Source organism: Acinetobacter sp. CFCC 11171 (genome assembly GCF_003268405.1).
Classification (GTDB): domain Bacteria; phylum Pseudomonadota; class Gammaproteobacteria; order Pseudomonadales; family Moraxellaceae; genus Acinetobacter; species Acinetobacter amyesii.
This window is the reverse complement of the sequence record NZ_LQXP01000001.1, coordinates 262762-280441: the sequence shown is the minus strand read 5'-3', so window position 1 is coordinate 280441 and position 17680 is coordinate 262762. Positions and strand designations below refer to the sequence as shown.

General features: G+C 38.7%; 17 protein-coding genes and 1 pseudogene. 10 read left to right on the top strand and 8 right to left on the bottom strand.

The annotated features are described in order from the left end of the window. Positions 1-318: 318 nt before the first annotated feature. Positions 319-522 carry a hypothetical protein gene (locus AVJ20_RS01420; protein WP_078188846.1) on the bottom strand — a complete coding sequence of 68 codons (204 nt, stop codon included), beginning with the start codon at positions 520-522 and terminating at the stop codon, positions 319-321. A gap of 440 nt (positions 523-962) precedes the next feature. Here AVJ20_RS01420 and AVJ20_RS01415 point away from each other — a divergent pair, with 440 nt between their 5' ends. Continuing rightward, the gene (locus AVJ20_RS01415; RefSeq protein WP_111883866.1) at positions 963-1229 is read left to right on the top strand and encodes a hypothetical protein; all 267 of its coding nucleotides are present in this window, start codon (positions 963-965) and stop codon (positions 1227-1229) included. Positions 1230-1321: 92 nt separating this feature from the next. Here AVJ20_RS01415 and gloB read toward each other — a convergent pair whose 3' ends face one another. Beyond that, the gene (gene gloB / locus AVJ20_RS01410; RefSeq protein ID WP_111883885.1) at positions 1322-2053 is read right to left on the bottom strand and encodes a hydroxyacylglutathione hydrolase; all 732 of its coding nucleotides are present in this window, start codon (positions 2051-2053) and stop codon (positions 1322-1324) included. Between the two features lie 96 nt (positions 2054-2149). Beyond that, the gene (locus AVJ20_RS01405) at positions 2150-2770 is read right to left on the bottom strand and encodes a flavin reductase family protein (RefSeq protein ID WP_111883865.1); all 621 of its coding nucleotides are present in this window, start codon (positions 2768-2770) and stop codon (positions 2150-2152) included. Between the two features lie 104 nt (positions 2771-2874). Here AVJ20_RS01405 and AVJ20_RS01400 point away from each other — a divergent pair, with 104 nt between their 5' ends. Next, complete coding sequence (locus AVJ20_RS01400; RefSeq protein WP_111883864.1) at positions 2875-3696, top strand: PhzF family phenazine biosynthesis protein; 822 nt, start codon at positions 2875-2877, stop codon at positions 3694-3696. Between the two features lie 149 nt (positions 3697-3845). Next, on the top strand, positions 3846-6614 hold the full coding sequence (locus tag AVJ20_RS01395; protein ID WP_111883863.1) for a M16 family metallopeptidase: 2769 nt from the start codon (positions 3846-3848) through the stop codon (positions 6612-6614). Positions 6615-6694: 80 nt separating this feature from the next. Here AVJ20_RS01395 and AVJ20_RS01390 read toward each other — a convergent pair whose 3' ends face one another. Then, complete coding sequence (locus AVJ20_RS01390) at positions 6695-7759, bottom strand: amidohydrolase family protein (protein WP_111883862.1); 1065 nt, start codon at positions 7757-7759, stop codon at positions 6695-6697. 172 nt (positions 7760-7931) lie between these two features. Continuing rightward, positions 7932-8333: a DUF3144 domain-containing protein gene (locus tag AVJ20_RS01385; protein WP_078188837.1), complete on the bottom strand. Its 402-nt coding sequence runs from the start codon at positions 8331-8333 to the stop codon at positions 7932-7934. 108 nt (positions 8334-8441) lie between these two features. On the opposite strand from AVJ20_RS01385, the gene AVJ20_RS01380 reads away from it, so the two are divergent. Next, entirely contained in the window at positions 8442-9074 is a 633-nt protein-coding gene (locus AVJ20_RS01380; RefSeq protein ID WP_111883861.1) for a hypothetical protein, read from the top strand. Positions 9075-9109: 35 nt separating this feature from the next. Here AVJ20_RS01380 and AVJ20_RS01375 read toward each other — a convergent pair. Further along, positions 9110-10353 (bottom strand): annotated as a pseudogene (locus tag AVJ20_RS01375) (MFS transporter). A 117-nt stretch (positions 10354-10470) separates the two neighbouring features. Here AVJ20_RS01375 and AVJ20_RS01370 point away from each other — a divergent pair. Then, a complete protein-coding gene (locus AVJ20_RS01370; protein ID WP_265735964.1) occupies positions 10471-11142 on the top strand; it encodes a TetR/AcrR family transcriptional regulator in 672 nt (223 codons plus the stop codon). An 84-nt stretch (positions 11143-11226) separates the two neighbouring features. On the opposite strand, the gene AVJ20_RS01365 is transcribed toward AVJ20_RS01370, so the two are convergent. Both AVJ20_RS01365 and AVJ20_RS01360 read right to left on the bottom strand, forming a co-directional pair. Further along, positions 11227-11652, bottom strand: coding sequence for a hypothetical protein (locus AVJ20_RS01365; RefSeq protein ID WP_111883860.1), 426 nt, complete (start codon positions 11650-11652; stop codon positions 11227-11229). Between the two features lie 225 nt (positions 11653-11877). Next, positions 11878-13338: an inorganic triphosphatase gene (locus AVJ20_RS01360; protein ID WP_111883883.1), complete on the bottom strand. Its 1461-nt coding sequence runs from the start codon at positions 13336-13338 to the stop codon at positions 11878-11880. 321 nt (positions 13339-13659) lie between these two features. Here AVJ20_RS01360 and AVJ20_RS01355 point away from each other — a divergent pair, with 321 nt between their 5' ends. The 5 genes from AVJ20_RS01355 (at position 13660) to AVJ20_RS01335 (ending at position 17618) form a co-directional block, all read left to right on the top strand. Then, positions 13660-14043, top strand: coding sequence for a DUF962 domain-containing protein (locus AVJ20_RS01355; protein WP_111883859.1), 384 nt, complete (start codon positions 13660-13662; stop codon positions 14041-14043). A gap of 591 nt (positions 14044-14634) precedes the next feature. Then, a complete protein-coding gene (thiE, locus tag AVJ20_RS01350) occupies positions 14635-15255 on the top strand; it encodes a thiamine phosphate synthase (protein ID WP_078188828.1) in 621 nt (206 codons plus the stop codon). Positions 15256-15287: 32 nt separating this feature from the next. After that, the gene (gene hemL / locus AVJ20_RS01345; RefSeq protein ID WP_111883858.1) at positions 15288-16586 is read left to right on the top strand and encodes a glutamate-1-semialdehyde 2,1-aminomutase; all 1299 of its coding nucleotides are present in this window, start codon (positions 15288-15290) and stop codon (positions 16584-16586) included. Positions 16587-16689: 103 nt separating this feature from the next. After that, positions 16690-17103 carry a GlcG/HbpS family heme-binding protein gene (locus AVJ20_RS01340; RefSeq protein WP_111883857.1) on the top strand — a complete coding sequence of 138 codons (414 nt, stop codon included), beginning with the start codon at positions 16690-16692 and terminating at the stop codon, positions 17101-17103. A gap of 221 nt (positions 17104-17324) precedes the next feature. After that, on the top strand, positions 17325-17618 hold the full coding sequence (locus AVJ20_RS01335) for a hypothetical protein (protein WP_111883856.1): 294 nt from the start codon (positions 17325-17327) through the stop codon (positions 17616-17618). Positions 17619-17680: the final 62 nt, after the last annotated feature.

The window sequence follows — 17680 nt, the reverse complement described above, 5'->3', positions numbered from 1 at the left end:
TCCGTCCCCACCATTAGATTAAGCAAGGTTTTATACCTTGCTTTTTTGTTTTTGAAATTCGAAAAAATCAGTGTCTCAAACGTGGTTTTTTTGAAAACATAATCTAATGAAATAAATCTTAATAAAGATGATGAACCAAGAGATATAGCAAGATGTCTAATCTTGCTTTTTTATTGTCTGAAATTTCTCTCATTAAAATGAGTCAGTAAAACAAAGGTGAAAAAAAGCCCGAATATACGGGCAAGTTTTGAAATGCGGATTCGAATTAATCGAATTAAATCATTTATTTCTAATCGTTCGCATAAATTATAAAGAAGATTATGCCTTTAAATGATCTTCAAACTCTTCACCGAGCTGCATGGCCAAAGCATTACCAGACAAGTCTACAGTCACTAGACCATATTCTTTTTTAAAACTGAATGTAAATCCACGATTATCTGCCAGTGTACGAACAGAATATCCTAACTTTTCTAACCAAAGACGGAAGGCAACTAAATTTTTTGCTTTAACCACTTTTTTCACGAGCGAACTCCTTATCAATCATTAAAATATTAAATAGGGGTGTCAAAATATTTTTTAAAGGGGAAATGAAAAACTTTTATTTAAAATATGAAATTTTGATGGATAAATAAACAGATTATCGGCTTGTAAACGGTATAAACTCATTTAACTTGCTGTTTTATAAAAAGCTAAACTTAATGTAAGTAAATATAACGTATTTAAAAATTAGGTTTTTGGCAGTTGGATTAAAATCTATCCTATGCCTATAGAGAAGCTGTGCGCAAAATAAACGATTGTTTGGCTTAGAATGCACAGCTGTTTGGGCATGCAGTTGTGGATTGCAAATAACAGCTTGTTCAAAGCCTAATTCGCTGGATAGGTGAGCTTGCAATGCTATTTCTCATCAAGATTTATCGAAAAGCTTTTATACTATGTTCTATTGGTATAAGTAGATTGAACGCATGCAGAACATTGAGCACGCTGTAAAAGCAAAAATTGAACAGATGCAACAAGCGGGACAGACGCCTGTTGCGGTGATGCTTGGACATGAAGATTGGTTGGTCTTTTCGGAGCAATCTAAAGTGGCATATACACCATTTGGTAGTGCAAGACGTTATCAGCCTGCATTAGGTGGTTTATTGATGGTACGTATCGATGAAATGCAAGCCGTTCGAGTTGTGACTCAAGCTGAATTGGATGAATTTGCTGCAACCAATCAAATTTTATAAATATAGAATGATAAATCGTCCCGAAATATTCATCACAAATAAAAACAGTATATTTGTGATGAAATCTTAAATTCATTAAACTCTCAATCCAATTAAAAATTGTCTTTAAGTTCTCTTAAGCGCTGAAACGTTTCAACACTTTCTGCGCGTAAAAATGGATTGGTTTCTAATTCTAATTCAATACTGCTTGGTAAAGTACATTGTCCGAGCATGCGCCTTGATTCAACCTCATCAAAACGCTGTTGTATGGCAAGGTTGTCAGGTTCAACATGCCGCGCAAACTGAGCATTTGATAGGGTGTATTCATGAGTACAATACACTTGAGTTTCAGCAGGGAATGCGGCTATACGGTTCAAGGAATCGTACATTTGTTGAAAGGTGCCTTCAAATACACGTCCACAACCCATAGCAAATAATACATCGCCACAGAAAAGTGTATGAATGTCATCGATAAAATATACGATATGACCGAGGGTGTGGCCGGGAGTTGCTATAATTTCAATTTCAAGACCATGAAATTCAAAACGGTCATTATGATCGAGAGGATAATTCACCCATGGAATACGGCTCAATTCTGCACGGGGACCGTAAACGGCAATGTTTTTATCCTGAATAAGTTCTGGTACGCCACCAACGTGATCTTTATGCCAATGCGTTAGCCAAATTTGCGTAAGATTGAGCTGATGTTCCTGACAATAGCGCTCGACCAAGGCAGCTTCAGTAGGATCTACTGCAATGACATCATGACTTTCGGTGTGCTCAAGCAGCCAAATATAATTTTGCAGTGAATTTTTGACATCCAATGTATGTATTTTAAACGCCATATCCATTCATTCAATATTTTAAATTAAGTTAAAGTTAGCATGAAAATGCTCAAAAGGTATGATTATCCATTTTCAACCCTAAATAAACGACAGAGTTCATAGCGCTATTTTAGTCTGGTGTCTATCTACAGATACAGGATTACCAATGGTATAAAAGTGCCCGCCAGCAACATGATGTAGGCTTTTCCATTCATCTTCTACTTCATGATAATACCAATGTCCGTTACGGAAGACGCGGTCGTCTGCATAGGCAGCAATGACTTCGCCAATAAACAGATCGTGCGCTTGTTGATTGTGCGGCTCAGGAATAAGTTTGCACAGTAGCCAAGCAGCACAACCTTCAACCACAGGAATATCTGAGGCATTAAATTGAAATAATTCCACGCCACATTGGCGTAATTTTTCTGGCGCATCACGTTGGCTCATCATGCCAAGTGCATAGACGAGTTTGAGTTGTTTCAGTGTCGGTACTTGTAAGGCGAAATAGCCTGAATTCTCAATAATCTCACGTGTTTTAGTTGATTTATCCAGTACTACTGTCACTTTTGCAGGGTTGAACTCTAAGGCGCATGCCCATGCTGCAGTCATCACACCAGTATGGGTTTGATCTTTAGCAGAGACGAGCACAGTCGGCCCATGATTTAAAAGTCGGTATGATTTTTCTAAAGGAACAGGGTGAATATGCGTTTTCAAAATTGTACCTATATTTAAGTTCATCTATAACTTAGATGTTTTATTAAAAAGTGTTGCTACATAGCATATAACGCATGAAATATTTTCAAAAGCCTTTAATATAAATCACTAAATCAGGAGTTCAATCAATGAAAATGTATCAAGTTGACGCATTTACCCAAGCGTTATTTAAAGGCAACCCAGCGGCGGTTTTGGTGTTGGATGAATGGTTAGATGAACACTTGATGCAACAGATTGCTTTGGAAAATAATCTATCTGAAACTGCATTTGTGAAAAAAATTGACAGCAGCAATTATGCAATTCGTTGGTTTACACCGACCACTGAAGTGGACTTTTGTGGACATGCGACATTGGCCAGTAGTTATGTGCTTTTTGAGTTTTATACGGCTGAAAAAAATATCCAATTTCATGTCAAAAATCTCGGTATTTTTAGTGTAAATAAAGCTGAAGATGGAAAAATTCTGATGAATTTCCCTGTGCGTCGGGCACAGGTCGTGAGTGAATATCCTGAAGAGCTACGTCTAGGGTTGAGTCAACCTTTTAAGCAGGTTTATCAGAATGCGCAGGCGTATATCGTGGAATATGAAACGGCACAACAAGTCTTGGATGAACAACCGAATTTTGAAATTTTAAAACGTCTTGGCAAAATCCGCACCGCCATCACAGCGCCGGGTACGATCACTGATGTTGCAATCACTGCGGCAGCCCAGCAATATGACTGCATTTCACGCTATTTTGCACCGGGTAATGGCATCAATGAAGATCCTGTTACGGGTTCTATACATACCGGAATCGTGCCAATTTGGGCAAAACGTCTAGAAAAACGTCAAATCTTGGCGTATCAAGCATCAAGCCGTGGTGGTGAGTTACATTGTCAAATGCTCGAAAATGACCGTATAGAAATCTCAGGCTATGCGTGTTTATATATGCAGTCGGACATTTATATCTGAACATAAATCAAATACATGCTGTCTCATTCTGCAGCATGTATTTAATAAAAAGTAACTATTAATCCTGAAAAGCTCAGCATAAAATCAAAACCAATCTGATCGACAGCACTACGCTGATCGATGCTAAATATAAAGGACACTTGAATTACATGCGTATTAAACATTTAACGCTTTCACTTTTTTTTGCAGGTTTAAGTACAAGCCTCTTTGCTCAACCTGTATTGGTTAAAACTGAACAAACCATTGAAGAATATAAATTAGATAACGGTTTTCGTGTGGTTTTGGCGCAAAACGATAAAGAAAGCAAAGTGTTTATGAATACGGTGTATTTCACGGGTTCTTTAAATGACCCTGCGGGCAAAGGTGGTTTGGCACATTTGCTCGAACATTTGGCCTTTAAAGGCACTAAAAATGTCAAAGGTGATGAATTTCAGCGTCGTTTAGACCAATTCACGCTGATGACCAATGCCAGTACGGATTATTATTCAACGAAATACACCAATGTGATTCGTCCTGAACAAAGTTCAATCGATCAAGTTTTGCATTTGGAAGCAGAACGGATGGATAAATTGGTACTTCAGGAAAAATTTGTACCGACAGAAATTGATATCGTTAAGCGTGAACGTGAAATTCGTTTAGATCAGCCATTTTCAGTGTTAATCGACCAAGTTTTAAAAGAAGCCTATGGCAATCAATCTTTAGGCCGCTTACCGATTGGTGATTTGAAAGAACTTCAATCGATCAATATAAACGAATTAAACCAGTTCTATCGCCGTTGGTATGCGCCAAATAATGCAGTGATGGTGATTTCTGGTAAGTTTGATAAAGCGGCTGTATTAAAACAAATTGATCAACAATTTAGCCCAATTGCCGCACGTCAAATTCCTGAACAGGCCAAAGTCCCTAAATTAGATGGAACGAAATTAAAGCAACGCGAATTTACTGTTCATAAGGGTAGTGACTTTGGCAAATTTAATATTTATTTAAATGGTGCAGTCGAACCGATTAAAACTGCTTTGGCGGTATCTCCAACTTTGTATACCTTACAGCCAAGTGGACATTTGTATCAAAGCATGGTGGAAACAGGGACAGCAACCGCAGTTCAATCCACCACATGGTTAGATAAAGATTTTAATTTGGTGTTTATGGGGGCGATATATGGCCCAAGTCATGATGCAAACAAAGTGGCAACCAGTCTTGCACAAGGTGTGGAGCAGAACAAAGCCTTTAATGATGTTGAGCTAAACCGTGTTAAAAGCTTGACTCGAAATATGGCTGACAATGTTAAGAATAGCGCTACGGCTCTTGGCGAACGTCTCAGTTCTTATACTGTGGCTTATAACGGGGACTGGTCTCAATATTTCCGAGACTTAGATAAAGTACAAAAGCTGAATGTAAGCAACGTGAATCAGGTGTATAAGGACTTTCTAAAGCCCGAATACCGTGTCACAGGAAATATTCTGCCTACACCTGAAGATCAAAAGAAAGCACAGCAACAGGCTGCGTCAAAACCTGCTGAAACTTTAGATCAGCAAGTGCCTGCAGAAGAGCCGTTGAAAGACGCGAGTGTTTATCGTGCTGAAGTGAAGCAATATGTTGCAGAGTCTAAGCAATATTTAAATCAGAAAGAAAAGCAGATTCAGCGCGCTAAATTTAAAAACGGCATTCAGTATGCATTGTTTCCAACTAAAACCCGTGACGACAAGACCTATGCTACGATTGCATTGGATTTTGGTACAGCGCAAAGCTTAATGAATAAAGGTGAGTTGCTAGATTTGACAGCTTATCTCATGTTCCGTGCATCTAAAGATCAAAGTTTACAGCAAATTGCCGATAAAATTATTGATGTTGGTGGTGGTGCAACGGTCAGTGCAAATGATAATGGCCTCATAATTCAAGTGGTTGCACGTAAAGAAAAGTTTGCTGAATTTTTGCAATATGTCATTGATGTTATTAAAGCGCCAGCATTTGAACAATCACAATTTGATTTAATCAAAGCGCAAAGTTTGTCGAGTTTGGATCGACCTTATACAGAGCCGGATACCGTTGCTGCAATGACTCTGTCGCGTATTGTTGAGATCTATCAGCCGGGGGATATTCGTTATCACTTCGAACCTGAACTTGCGAAAAAACAAATTGAGTCGGCTACACGTGATCAAGTGCAGCAGTTACATCAAAAATTCTTTAAAACACAGCATGCACAAATTGCGGTAACAGGTGATTTTGATACCAAGCAAATAGAAAAAATTCTGAAAAAAGAATTTGCAGATTGGAAAACCAGCGAACCTTATCAACGCTTAGAGTCTACGTTTACGGCATATCCTGCACAGAAAGTGCATGTATTGTCTGAACAGCGTGAGTTTGGTAGTTACCAAGCCATTATGACTCTACCTGTAGGTGTAGAGCATACCGATTCTCCTGCGTTACAAGTATTACGCCACATACTCGGTGATTCACAGTTGTCTTCACGTCTAGCTCAAGAGTTACGTGAAAAGAATGCACTGGTTTATGGTTTTAGTGCAGACATTAATTTTGATGAATGGGTGAATTCAGGTGTACTGAGTATTGATGCAAACTACACTGCGGGTAAATCAGCACAAGTTTCTCAGTCTGTTCATAAAGTGTTGCAAAACTTATTGAAAAATGGCGTGACGGAACAGGAAGTAGAAGCAGCCAAAGCCAGTATTTTGAAAAAGCGTTTAACTGCACTTGAAGATGACCGTCGCATTCATAGCATGTTGATTCCACAGTTAGAAAAAGGTCGTGATTTAAACTATCGTGAAAAGCGTGATCAACGTATTGCTAGTTTGACCAAAGCGGATGTTAATGCTGTCATCAAAAAATATATTCAACCTGAGCGTTTGGTTGAGGTGATGGCTGACCAATATGGTCAAGCTGTAAAATCTACTCAAAAATAAAATTAATAAAAAAATCTCCATCTGGAGGATTTTTTTTGAGCTGCATTGTATGACTTGATTGTAAGATTATCTTAACGAACTTATAGGCGGTAGAACTGACGGGCATTTTGTTGGAAGACTAAAGTCAGTGCATCATGATCATAACTAGCGACCGCATCTGAAAAGGCGTCAATAATATTCACCAAGGATGCACTCACACTATCCATCGGGAAGTTAGAGCCAAACATCACACGGTATTTCCCAAAGCATTGTAGAGCATGCGAAATAAGCGGGAAGGCACAATCGAAAATCTCTTGTTTAGATGCAAGGCGTTGTTCTTTATGAAACTGATGACCCAGCACCGGCATGAATAATCCAGACATTTTGGTATAAACATTTGGGCAACTTGCCAGTTCAGCTAAATCATCTTTCCAACGAAACAAGATATTGTCACGTGAAGTTTGGGTTAAGCCTGTATGTGAGCCGACAGGTCCAAAGGCACCGACAGGTGTCCCAAAATGATCCAGAACGATAGATGTTTCAGGGAAAGCACGTGCTAAAGCGGTTAAATCACGAATTTGGTCTGAATAAACCCATGCATCAAAACTTAAGTTCATTTGAGCAAGAGCCTCAAAACCTTTCATAAATTTTTTATTGGTATAGAGATGCGGTTCATTGGTCCATGCATGAACTTTCGGGTCTTCATGTACAGCTGCCATTTTTCGTATGCCACGAAAATGTGGGGAGGATTGTTTATGCATTTTAAGAATTTTCTTAAAACTACTGTCACATGGGTCTGCAGTGCCGACTATGGCGCCAAGTTTAATTTTTTGAGCGTTAAAGTCTAAGGATTCAATGAACTTGGTTTCACCAACTACCCCTTTACCTTTATGGTCATGCCAGCTCGCTTCTACATGTACGATTTGATCGACCTGATAATGTCCTGCATCTTGCTTATAGTTTTCAGGCAAATACGGTGTCGTCACATGTTTGGTCAAACCAACTGTGTCAATTAACTCTTGCGGCTTAACTAAGCGCATCATTTTGTCGAGCAAGTAGGGATGTTTACCCAATAATTTCACGGCAAGTGAAGCGGCATGTGGGGTATTGTACGGATCCCATTGATGTATATGTGAATCCACGATGGCAAAATCGAGCGTCTGCATTGCTATCCTTGTCCTTAAAACCATGTCCATTTCTTGCGTATTTCATTGTATTTTCGAATACGCGAGGCACTGAAAATAGCATGAATGATGAAAATACAACGTTATGACTAAATATTAAATCAAAGCTTTGTGAAAGAGAAGTTGTATAAAAAAAGCCCCGAAGGGCTTTTGATTAATGCTGATGATCGTGGTCGTGATCATGCTTATTTGCATGGAATTCTTCGTTATGACGGAAGCGAAGATAGTTTTCAAACTGTTCGCAATATTCATCATAATTATCTTCAAGCATCATTTGAAATTGTTGAAGAATATAAGACATCACTTGATCTTTGGCATCACGCATTTCTTTGCCATCTTTGAAGCCATTTGCAGCAACCCAAGTATTAAAACGAGCGGTACCAAATAACATGGCAGCGCTCACTTGACCGCGCATTTCTGCCGGTTTGACTTGAGAACCTTTTTCAACACGACAAAATTCATTGGCTTGTTTAATAAATTCATCCGCACGTTCAAAGAAAGCTGCATTCAACGCTTCTTCTTCGGTTACATCAGTAGCTTCAATCTTTTGAACCATGAATGTGTCCTAGCATAAAAATCTAATGCAGTATTATAGGCAAAGCCTTGCAGAAACTAAACCTTTGACTTAATCTAAAAAAATAGCCTAAGTAAAGTGGAATACCCCATGCAAGATGCAATCGCAGTGCAAAGTCTGAAAAGTGATATTGCATTACTTCGACAAAATGTTTGGCCGCCCTCAACCTTAGCCAATGTAGAGGGGCTGCCCATTTATTATGGTACAGCGTCTGAAGTAGCCGAATATTATGCGCAGTGGACTGGCTTAATTGAACGTGCTCAGGACTTATTTCAGCCCTTTATGGAAGATGAAGTCCTCGATGCAGTCCATTTGCCGAGTCATTTGAATCTGCCGCTTTTTTATTTTCACGTGGATCGTATTCGAATCAACAAAACACGTGCGAAAGAATCTAAAACCTTTCGTGGTATTGCCAGCTTAGTTGAAAAATGTGGGCAATTTGAAGCAGATCAAATTCAAGCGATGCGACTATGGCTAGACGGCGATGATACGGCAGCTTTGGTCGCACACCGTGAATTTATTGACCTCAGAACCTATGTATTTCAACATGGACAAAGTGAATACACCCGTACCCGTTTTTATGTGAATGGCATTGTTCTCAGTGTCGAAAACGACTTTAAATTGGTGGATGCCCGTGATAAACCACGTAAAGCCCGTAGTGATAGCTATAGCGACCCTTTAGCCGATAACAATACGTGGAAAATCTTTGGGAAATATCGTTAATCAAATGTATTGACGATATCACTTAGAGCGTGGACTTAGTTCGCTGTACAAGGAAGCTTCGGGTTATTTAATCCACGTCCTAAAGTGAATATAGCCACTATGGCAAATGCGACAAAGATCATGACTGAATACAATAAGGTATTGGCATTAAAATGATCGACGATATAGCCGCCAAACAGAGAACCAAACGCAATCATGAGTTGGAAAATACCAATAAACAGCGGCATGCCTTTTTCAACAGCTTCAGGGGCATGTACAAACATCCAGATATTCGCCGTAGTAGGAAATGCCCCAAAGGCGAAACCCCATAATGCGGTTAAAAGATATGCACCGAATAAGTGAACTGCAAAGTGTGGGAAGCTAAAAAATACTACGATAAAACTGAAGGCGACAAAAACAAGGGTATAGCGGACATTGATGTTACTGCTATAACCCGCAAATAAATTACCAAAGAAACCTGCGATGCCGTAGATCAATAATAATGAACTGATGGTGGTCGCATCAAAGCCTGCATGATTCTTAAAAAATGGGGCGAGATAGCTATAAGAAGAAAAATGAGCAAAACCAATTAATAAAATAATAATCAGGCCTTTACGTGCTTTATAATGTTGAATCAGTGCAGGTAAATCACTAAATCGAATAGTCGAAGTGGGTGGAAGTTTTGGGAGAAATTTGATTTCTAAAACTAAAATGACGATGCCAATCGCTGCAATGATTTGAAACGCACTACGCCAACCTAATCAGTCACTCAGCCATGTACCTAATGGAACACCTAATACCGTCGCTAAAGTGACGCCCGCCATGACGATTGCAGTGGCTTTGGCTATGGCGAGATGATTGGGTGCAACACGTCCACTCAAAGCTATGGCTGTTGCCCAAAATCCACCGATAGCAATACCCAATAGAAAACGGCTAAACAACAACAGCGCAAAGCTTCTGCGAAGCCAGTTATAAAATTAGAAATGACCATAATCACGGTTAAGCCAATCAGTAAGATACGACGGTCAAGTTGCTTCACAGCAACAGAAAGCAGGGGCGCTGCGATCGCACCCATAATGCCAGGGAGGGTAATCACCCAACCTGCGGTACCTACACTAATATTTAAATCATGAGCAATGGCATTTAACACGCCAATGGGTAAAAACTCACTGGTGACAAGGGCGAAAGCTGTAATGGCAACCGTGAGGATTGCAAACCAATTCCCTTGATTAGGAGAAGACACTTCAGGCTGCTGCGCCAACGGTACATCTGGTTTTAAAGCTGTAGCATGCGTATTCATAGCATTACACCTTAATTATTTAATTTAATAGTGACTGTTATAAAAATAAATTATTTGATTAAATTACGAGCGTCAATTATTTTATTAGTGAACGTTATAAAATATAAATGTTAGCTTATGATGAATGATTCAAAGCAAGAAAATCAGCACGCTAATCCAACCGATACGGTCAAGAAGCGTGGACGACCTAAATGTTTTAATGAACAGCAAGCCTTGGAAAAGGCGATGATGTTGTTTTGGCAATTTGGCTATGAAGGAACGTCCATCAGTGATTTAACTCAAGCTTTGAATATCACAGCACCTAGCTTATATGGCACATTTGGCGATAAAGCCGCGCTCTTTGAAAAATGTATTGAATACTACAGTGAACACGAAGTTCAACCTGCCGAAAAAATTCTACAAGCAGGTCAAACTGCTAAAATTGCGATGGAGCTCTACCTGTACGACAGTATTCAGCATTTGGTGCAAACCAATAAACCTAAAGGTTGTATGGTGGTAGTGGCCACGATGAATTGTTCACAGCAAAATCAAACCATACAAGAACAGCTCAAACAACGACGTGCCTATACCAAAACAAAAATTATGGATCGGCTCGCTATAGGTGTGCACAATGCGGAAATTGAAAGTTTGGCTCATGCAGAGCAATTGACTGATTTTTATATGACCTTATTACAAGGAATGACCATACAAGCGCGTGATGGCATGGGCTTGATACAATTACAGCGCATGGTGAGTAATGCAATGAGATCATGGGAGTTATTAGCACAAGATCCTATCAGTACTGAGTAAAATTAAGCCCCCTATAGCAGCATAGTCTTAACGCAATTTTTTAGTTTTTTTTGAATGACTGATATGCAAATACTATGCTGAAGTTTATTTGCAGGGGTGAATTTTGATGTCGCCTAATTCCATTACACTGATATAACCATCAACCGCAATTAAATTATCGCTTTGACTCGATAGAGTTAGACATTCTCCGGACTTGACGCTAGATAGTAACTGACCTTGTTGCGGATTCAAGTTCATACTGTAAATACTCAGTGTGCCAGCATCGGTTTTGATTTGGTAAGACTCATCACCATAGTCCTCATTATTATTGCGCAGGACTTTAAAGGTTCGTCGTGTCTGATCAAAGTTTTGAGTTGGAGAAAGCGGCTTTTCTACTTGTAAGGATGCCGTGCGCCTTAATTCGGTGCTTTGCACAGGCTTATGTTGTTCACTACAAGCACTTAGTAATGGGAAAAGGATAAAAATAAGTGAAAATAGGGGATGAATTACAGGTATGTGACTATTCAACATAAAACCACCCTGAATCTAATTTTTCAGATAGCTTATTTTAAAAGTTTTTATCCAGAAAACAAAAATAATAGCTTCTCAAAATATTTCAATGTAACTGAGTCAAACTAAGGAAGTGATGAATTAAAAATAGCCGAATTTGAATCTGAATGTTCAACAAATGAATATCTATATAATAATGTGGGACGCAAATAAAAAGGGAGACTCATTGAATCTCCCTTTTTGATTTTACTTAATGAGTTTTCGACTCACAAGGAATTGTTCTGTCGCTTCTAATAGCTTATCAGCATAAACCTCTTGCTTTGCAGTCAACCAACCGAGAACAAACCAATCGCTAGCTTCCAGCTCTGTTTGCTGAATATACTGTGCAGAAGAGGAAAGGACTTGGTATTCCTGAGCTGCGACTTGTGCATCATTGAGCGCTTTACTGTATTTCTGCAAGTTTTTTACATCATAAATAGACGTCAAAATTGGGAAGCTAAATTTAAGCTCTTGTATGCGCTGAGAAAGCACATCTAAGCTTTCAAAATTGTTAATGTCGGCATCATTTAAAGCCTCTTGGAGGGCTTTATATTGGTTTTGCAGGGTTGTTTGAGCATGCCATTTAAAATCGTGTTGCTGCGGTGCAGCATCCACTTTCAAACTAAACATTAAAAGCTCAAGATAATGATGCACATTTTGAGGCGATTTAACTAAATTGCCTAACTTCTCTTTGGCATACAAAATATCTTTGGTTAAATTTTCTGAAGTCGTTGGGTTTTGTAAAAAGCCACCCAAGGTATTTTGCATGTGTTCAAAATGGTGTAATTGTTCAAATTGCTGCTTAAATGCGCCTAATTGCACAGCCCATTTTTCAACGATATCACTGTTCCAATCTTTAAACAGCGAAATGGTTAATTGTAAATGATGGAGTGCTTTCTGAGCTTGTATAATGTGCTCTGCCTGAGCAACGCCTGCAGAAATTGCGGCAATATTAGGCAGAAGATGCTGCATTTCCTGTGCAATTAAAAGTCGTAAGTTTTTTGCGGCAGTATCTTTTTTACTGAGTTGAAATTCTTTAGCCTCAACTGCTGGACTCACAGTTTGATTAAACGCCAGCAAATTCCCGATTTCCGCTTTACTGCGAACATCTAACCATAAATGATACTTTTTAACCCATTCAAAACTAAAGGCAAGGAGTGATTGAATAGAGCCACTTTTAAGCTCAAATTCTACTTCGTGAACCTCTGTTTCTGTGCTGTTGCTGCGGATACAGCCGACATCTAAGCAAACTTCGATCTTGGCATCTTCAAACTCTATGACGCGATAAGTTCTGAGAATATCTGTTTCAAACTGAAGTTGTAACGAATCCTGCTGATCGCCTAAAGTGGTTTTTAAAACTGACTGAACTTCAGCTTCATTGCTATAAACAGCTAAATCTAGGGCAGGAGCTTGTTCTTGCTCGCCCAAATCAAGATTATGTTCAAACCGTTCAATGTGGCTTTTACCTGCAGCTTTCAAAGTTTGAATCCAACGCGTTCCCTCTAGACGTTGACGCAAGGCTGCATGCTGCTGTGCCATTTTTCGATCTGGGGTATCAAAATATTTAGCTTTAAGTTGAATTTGTTCCGATTTTTTTGGATCGAGTGCCTTTAATAATGCAGTTCGACGTGCTTCTGGAATCTGGAACTTTAATTCAACTTCAACCATGGTTTTCTGTCCTGATGTTACAACTTCATGATCTGGCATAAAGCGATCTTTAAATTTTTATAAAAATGAAAAACTAAAATGTGCGTAAATTTTCTATCAGCTAAACGCGTATCGATTGTAGCGAAAAACAGTTGAGAAGTAAGACTTGACTGATTTGAAAGCGCTGATTTTGGCCAAAGAAAAGTTTTAAAAGATGGATATTCCATCAATTGTATAATTTACTATTGCTCGAGTTACATGGGAGCAAAATAAAATTTTACGCCTTTAAAATGGGCGAGTTTTGAGCTATGTTGGTTAAAATAAGTTCAGGATGAGTACAAAATGAATTCACAAGTACAACCCAAGTTTAATCGAGATTTAAAGCCCGAATTTCAGTTACCTATTCGTGACTACTCGCAATTTTATCGATTTTATTTGACTGAACATCGAAATATCATGAGCCGACGTTTACATGCCACAGGCAGCAGTATAGGACTCTATTTCTTTGCAAAAGCAATTTTAAAAAAACAACCGAAATATTTTGCTTATGGTCTGGTTTCAGGCTATGCCTGTGCATGGGTCGGACATTTTTTCTTTGAAAAAAATAAGCCAGCTAGTTTTAAGCAACCTTTGTACAGTTTTATTTCCGATTGGCGCATGCTGTCTGATATTGTGAAGGGAAACTTAAGCTTAAAACACCGCAATTTAGATAAGATTGATAGTTAATTGTTTATTAATCAAACGCTTAATTTTTATGGATATGGGTGTGATTATTTTGAGTAAATGACTTGCAAAATTAGAGTGATTAGTCTAATAATGTTCATATTGTTTATTTATTTCTTATCATAAAACATGAATAGTCGATAAACCCCAGTTTTCCGAGCCTAGAGTGACCTTCTCTAGGCTTTTTTTATGGCCTTAGAAAAGTCTATTGTTTGAAATATATAACAATAAAAACTTTTATAAAATAGGTTAGACTTTTGATGCTCTGAACGCTCCCCAAAACGCTTCTTACCAAGCACCAAAAGTCTAATAGGTTACACATTTTTATTTTTATAAAAGTGTTGTGTTTTTATGCGCTTCGTTTTGAGTTCTTCTGGTGCACTATTAAATAATTTGTATCAGTTTTGTTCTATACCTGAAAATAGGTATTTTTTGCCATTTTCTACAGAAAATTTAATTAAACATTTATATAAGTAGTCCTGTGAAAAGGAATATAACTTTCTCAGCAGCAAAGCATTAAAATTTTATGCCCCAAGCAACATTTCACAGACCTAATCGTTATAATATTCAAAAGTTTTAAGTTGTGATTGAACTATGCGTGGTTTATACCTCATTACCAATGATGATCCTATCGAATTGCTTTTAGCCAAGCTTGAAGGCGCGATGGCAACTTATGAAGTTGCTGTTTTGCAATATCGTCGTAAAAAAGTGGCAAAGGAAGATCAGGCTTATGAAATTGAATACATGAAAAATATGTGTAATCAGTACAAAGTGCCTTTTGTCATTAATGATGATCTCGAAACTGCAGTTCAATATGGTGTGGGTGTCCATTTAGGGCAAGATGACGGTTCAATTGCTGAAGCTGTAGCACGCTTACCTAAAAATGTTTTGATCGGTCGAAGCTGCAATAACTCTTTAGAACTGGCTGAGCAGGCAATTGCAGACGGTGCAAACTATGTGGCTTTTGGTGCCATTTTTGCAACTGAAACTAAGCCTGAAGCAGGCAATATTGGCTTAGAAACGCTAAAACAAGCCAAAGCGAAACTAAATGTACCTATTTGTGCAATTGGTGGTTTAACTGTAGAAAATTCAGCAGAAGTCATTGAAGCAGGTGCTGATCTTTGTGCTGTGATTAGTGATGTATTAGGTCGTTCAATGTCTGCTGTTAGCAGTCGTGTTTATGAATGGTCTGAGCTTTTTGCTGAACAAGCTTAATTTTTTTTAGATTGAATAAGTAGAGAATTTTTATGAGCTTATCTGCTAAGCAAGAACAATTATTTAAACAAGCCAGCAAGCATATTCCTGGCGGCGTAAACTCTCCTGTACGCGCATTTAATGGTGTAGGCGGTACACCGGTATTTATCGAAAAAGCGCAAGGCGCATATCTCTATGACGTAGACGGAAAACGCTATGTCGACTATGTCGGCTCTTGGGGGCCAATGATTTTAGGTCATGCGCAGCCAGATATTATTAAAGCGGTTCAAGAAGCGGCTGTTGATGGTTTGAGTTTTGGTGCGCCAACCGTTCATGAAACCACTTTGGCGGATATTATTTGCGAAATTATGCCGTCTATTGAATTGGTTCGTATGACCAACTCAGGGACTGAAGCGACTATGACCGCCATCCGTCTTGCTCGTGGCTACACCGGCCGTGACAAGATTGTAAAATTTGAAGGCTGCTACCATGGTCACTCAGACTCACTTTTAGTGAAAGCAGGTTCTGGTCTTTTAACTAAAGGTGAAGGCGAAGCAACTTCGGCCGGTGTACCTGCTGATTTTGCCAAACACACTTTAACCCTGCCATATAACGATATTCCCATGCTGAAAGAATGCTTTGCAAAGTTCGGTTCAGAAATTGCTGGTGTAATTGTCGAGCCAGTTGCAGGCAACATGAATTTGGTGAAACCAATTGACGGTTTCTTACAAGCCATTCGCGATGTATGTGATGAACATGGTTCTGTCTTCATCATTGACGAAGTAATGACAGGTTTCCGTGTCGGTCTTGGCGGTGCGCAAGCGCATTACGGTGTAACGCCTGACTTGACCACTTTAGGCAAGATTATTGGTGCTGGCCTGCCTGTGGGTGCATTTGGCGGCAAGCGTGAAGTGATGGAATGCATTGCACCTCTTGGCAAGGTTTATCAAGCAGGTACATTGTCTGGTAACCCATTGGCTATGCGTGCCGGTATTGAGATGTTTAAACATCTGCGTAAGCCGGGCTTCTATGAAACTTTGACTGAAAAATTGGCAAGCTTACTTGCTGGTTTACAAGCTGCTGCAGACGAAGCTGGCATCCCGTTCTTTACGCAGCAAGTGGGCGGTATGTTTGGTATTTACTTTACAGATCAAACTGAAATTACTGGTTTTGATTCAATTTTGAAATGTGATGTAGATGCGTTCCGTACGTTCTTCCACGGTATGCTGAAACGTGGTGTAAACCTTGCACCGTCTGCTTTTGAAGCCGGTTTCTTCTCAAGTGCGCATAGCGATGAAGATATTGCATTTACCATTGAAATGGCAAAAGAAGTTTTTGCCGAAATGAAGTAATTTTCATTTAAATCGGTAATTTCTCCTTTAGAATAAAGCCCGCAGCCTGCTGTGGGCTTTTTTTGTTGTTTTAAGTTCAGTTTTTTAAGAAAAGGATTTTTAAATGAAAACCAAGCATTATTTAACTTTGGCAGATGCAGAATTTTTACTAAATACAGCACATACTTATGCAGTAGAAAATGGTTTTAATGTCAGCATTGCGGTAATGGATGATACAGGCAATTTATTGGCGATGAAACGAATGGATGGTGCATCGCCAATGACAGCAAATCTATGCTTAGAAAAAGCCAAATGTTCAGCCATCAGTAAGCGCCCATCTAAATTGTTTGAAGACTTGATAAAAGGCGGGCAGATGGGTTTCTTAACCATGCAGACGTTTAATGGTATGTTGGAAGGCGGTGAGCCGATTTTGTACGAAGGGCAGTTGGTGGGTGCGATGGGCGTGTCTGGAGTAAAGTCTTTTCAGGATGCAGAAATTGCACAGCAGGCGATTGAGAAGTTTTTGACGCAAGTATAAAACTTCCTTAGAGATTTTAAGTTTAGCTATATTGAAAATTCATAGTTTCATAGCCAATTATGCGTCGAACATGAATAATCACAAAAAAAGCCGTTTCAGTGTGCTGTACACTGAAAGACTTTTACTAAGATATTGATGCTTATAGGGAAATTTTAAGAATTTCGTAAAAGGTTTATTATGTTAATTGTAAAAATAATTAAAAGTTTAGGAATACTAGTAGAATGCAGCTTATAGAAATAGAACCTCATTTTTGGGAACTATATGAGGATTGCGAAAATATATATCTGAATGTTCTTATAAATATGAGTGCAATTTCTTGGGAGAAAACTATCTGCCTAGATGAACAAGCGATTCAGCAGTATCAGACTCAAGGAAAAAGTTTTATTGATGGCTTAGCGAAAAGAATTGAAAGTAGCCAATTTGGAACAGATTATGAAAGATTTTACTCATATCTAGATGCCTCTAAAGAACAGAAAGAGGAAATGCTTCAAGCATTTAAAGAATATAAGGCTTAGCAAAATTAAATCCATTTAATATAATGAAGATTGTACGAAATGTTTATGTTTACATAGGTAAA

What these genes read in the sequence shown, in the direction of transcription:
- AVJ20_RS01365 (WP_111883860.1), bottom strand. Translation starts at nt 11,652, where the DNA reads ATGTTGAATAGTCACATACCTGTAATTCATCCCCTATTTTCACTTATT.
- hemL (WP_111883858.1), top strand. Translation starts at nt 15,288, where the DNA reads ATGAGCTTATCTGCTAAGCAAGAACAATTATTTAAACAAGCCAGCAAG.
- thiE (WP_078188828.1), top strand. Translation starts at nt 14,635, where the DNA reads ATGCGTGGTTTATACCTCATTACCAATGATGATCCTATCGAATTGCTT.
- AVJ20_RS01405 (WP_111883865.1), bottom strand. Translation starts at nt 2,770, where the DNA reads ATGAACTTAAATATAGGTACAATTTTGAAAACGCATATTCACCCTGTT.
- AVJ20_RS01390 (WP_111883862.1), bottom strand. Translation starts at nt 7,759, where the DNA reads ATGCAGACGCTCGATTTTGCCATCGTGGATTCACATATACATCAATGG.
- AVJ20_RS01400 (WP_111883864.1), top strand. Translation starts at nt 2,875, where the DNA reads ATGAAAATGTATCAAGTTGACGCATTTACCCAAGCGTTATTTAAAGGC.
- gloB (WP_111883885.1), bottom strand. Translation starts at nt 2,053, where the DNA reads ATGGCGTTTAAAATACATACATTGGATGTCAAAAATTCACTGCAAAAT.
- AVJ20_RS01335 (WP_111883856.1), top strand. Translation starts at nt 17,325, where the DNA reads ATGCAGCTTATAGAAATAGAACCTCATTTTTGGGAACTATATGAGGAT.
- AVJ20_RS01340 (WP_111883857.1), top strand. Translation starts at nt 16,690, where the DNA reads ATGAAAACCAAGCATTATTTAACTTTGGCAGATGCAGAATTTTTACTA.
- AVJ20_RS01385 (WP_078188837.1), bottom strand. Translation starts at nt 8,333, where the DNA reads ATGGTTCAAAAGATTGAAGCTACTGATGTAACCGAAGAAGAAGCGTTG.
- AVJ20_RS01360 (WP_111883883.1), bottom strand. Translation starts at nt 13,338, where the DNA reads ATGGTTGAAGTTGAATTAAAGTTCCAGATTCCAGAAGCACGTCGAACT.
- AVJ20_RS01370 (WP_265735964.1), top strand. Translation starts at nt 10,471, where the DNA reads ATGATGAATGATTCAAAGCAAGAAAATCAGCACGCTAATCCAACCGAT.
- AVJ20_RS01355 (WP_111883859.1), top strand. Translation starts at nt 13,660, where the DNA reads ATGAATTCACAAGTACAACCCAAGTTTAATCGAGATTTAAAGCCCGAA.
- AVJ20_RS01395 (WP_111883863.1), top strand. Translation starts at nt 3,846, where the DNA reads ATGCGTATTAAACATTTAACGCTTTCACTTTTTTTTGCAGGTTTAAGT.
- AVJ20_RS01380 (WP_111883861.1), top strand. Translation starts at nt 8,442, where the DNA reads ATGCAAGATGCAATCGCAGTGCAAAGTCTGAAAAGTGATATTGCATTA.
- AVJ20_RS01415 (WP_111883866.1), top strand. Translation starts at nt 963, where the DNA reads ATGCAGAACATTGAGCACGCTGTAAAAGCAAAAATTGAACAGATGCAA.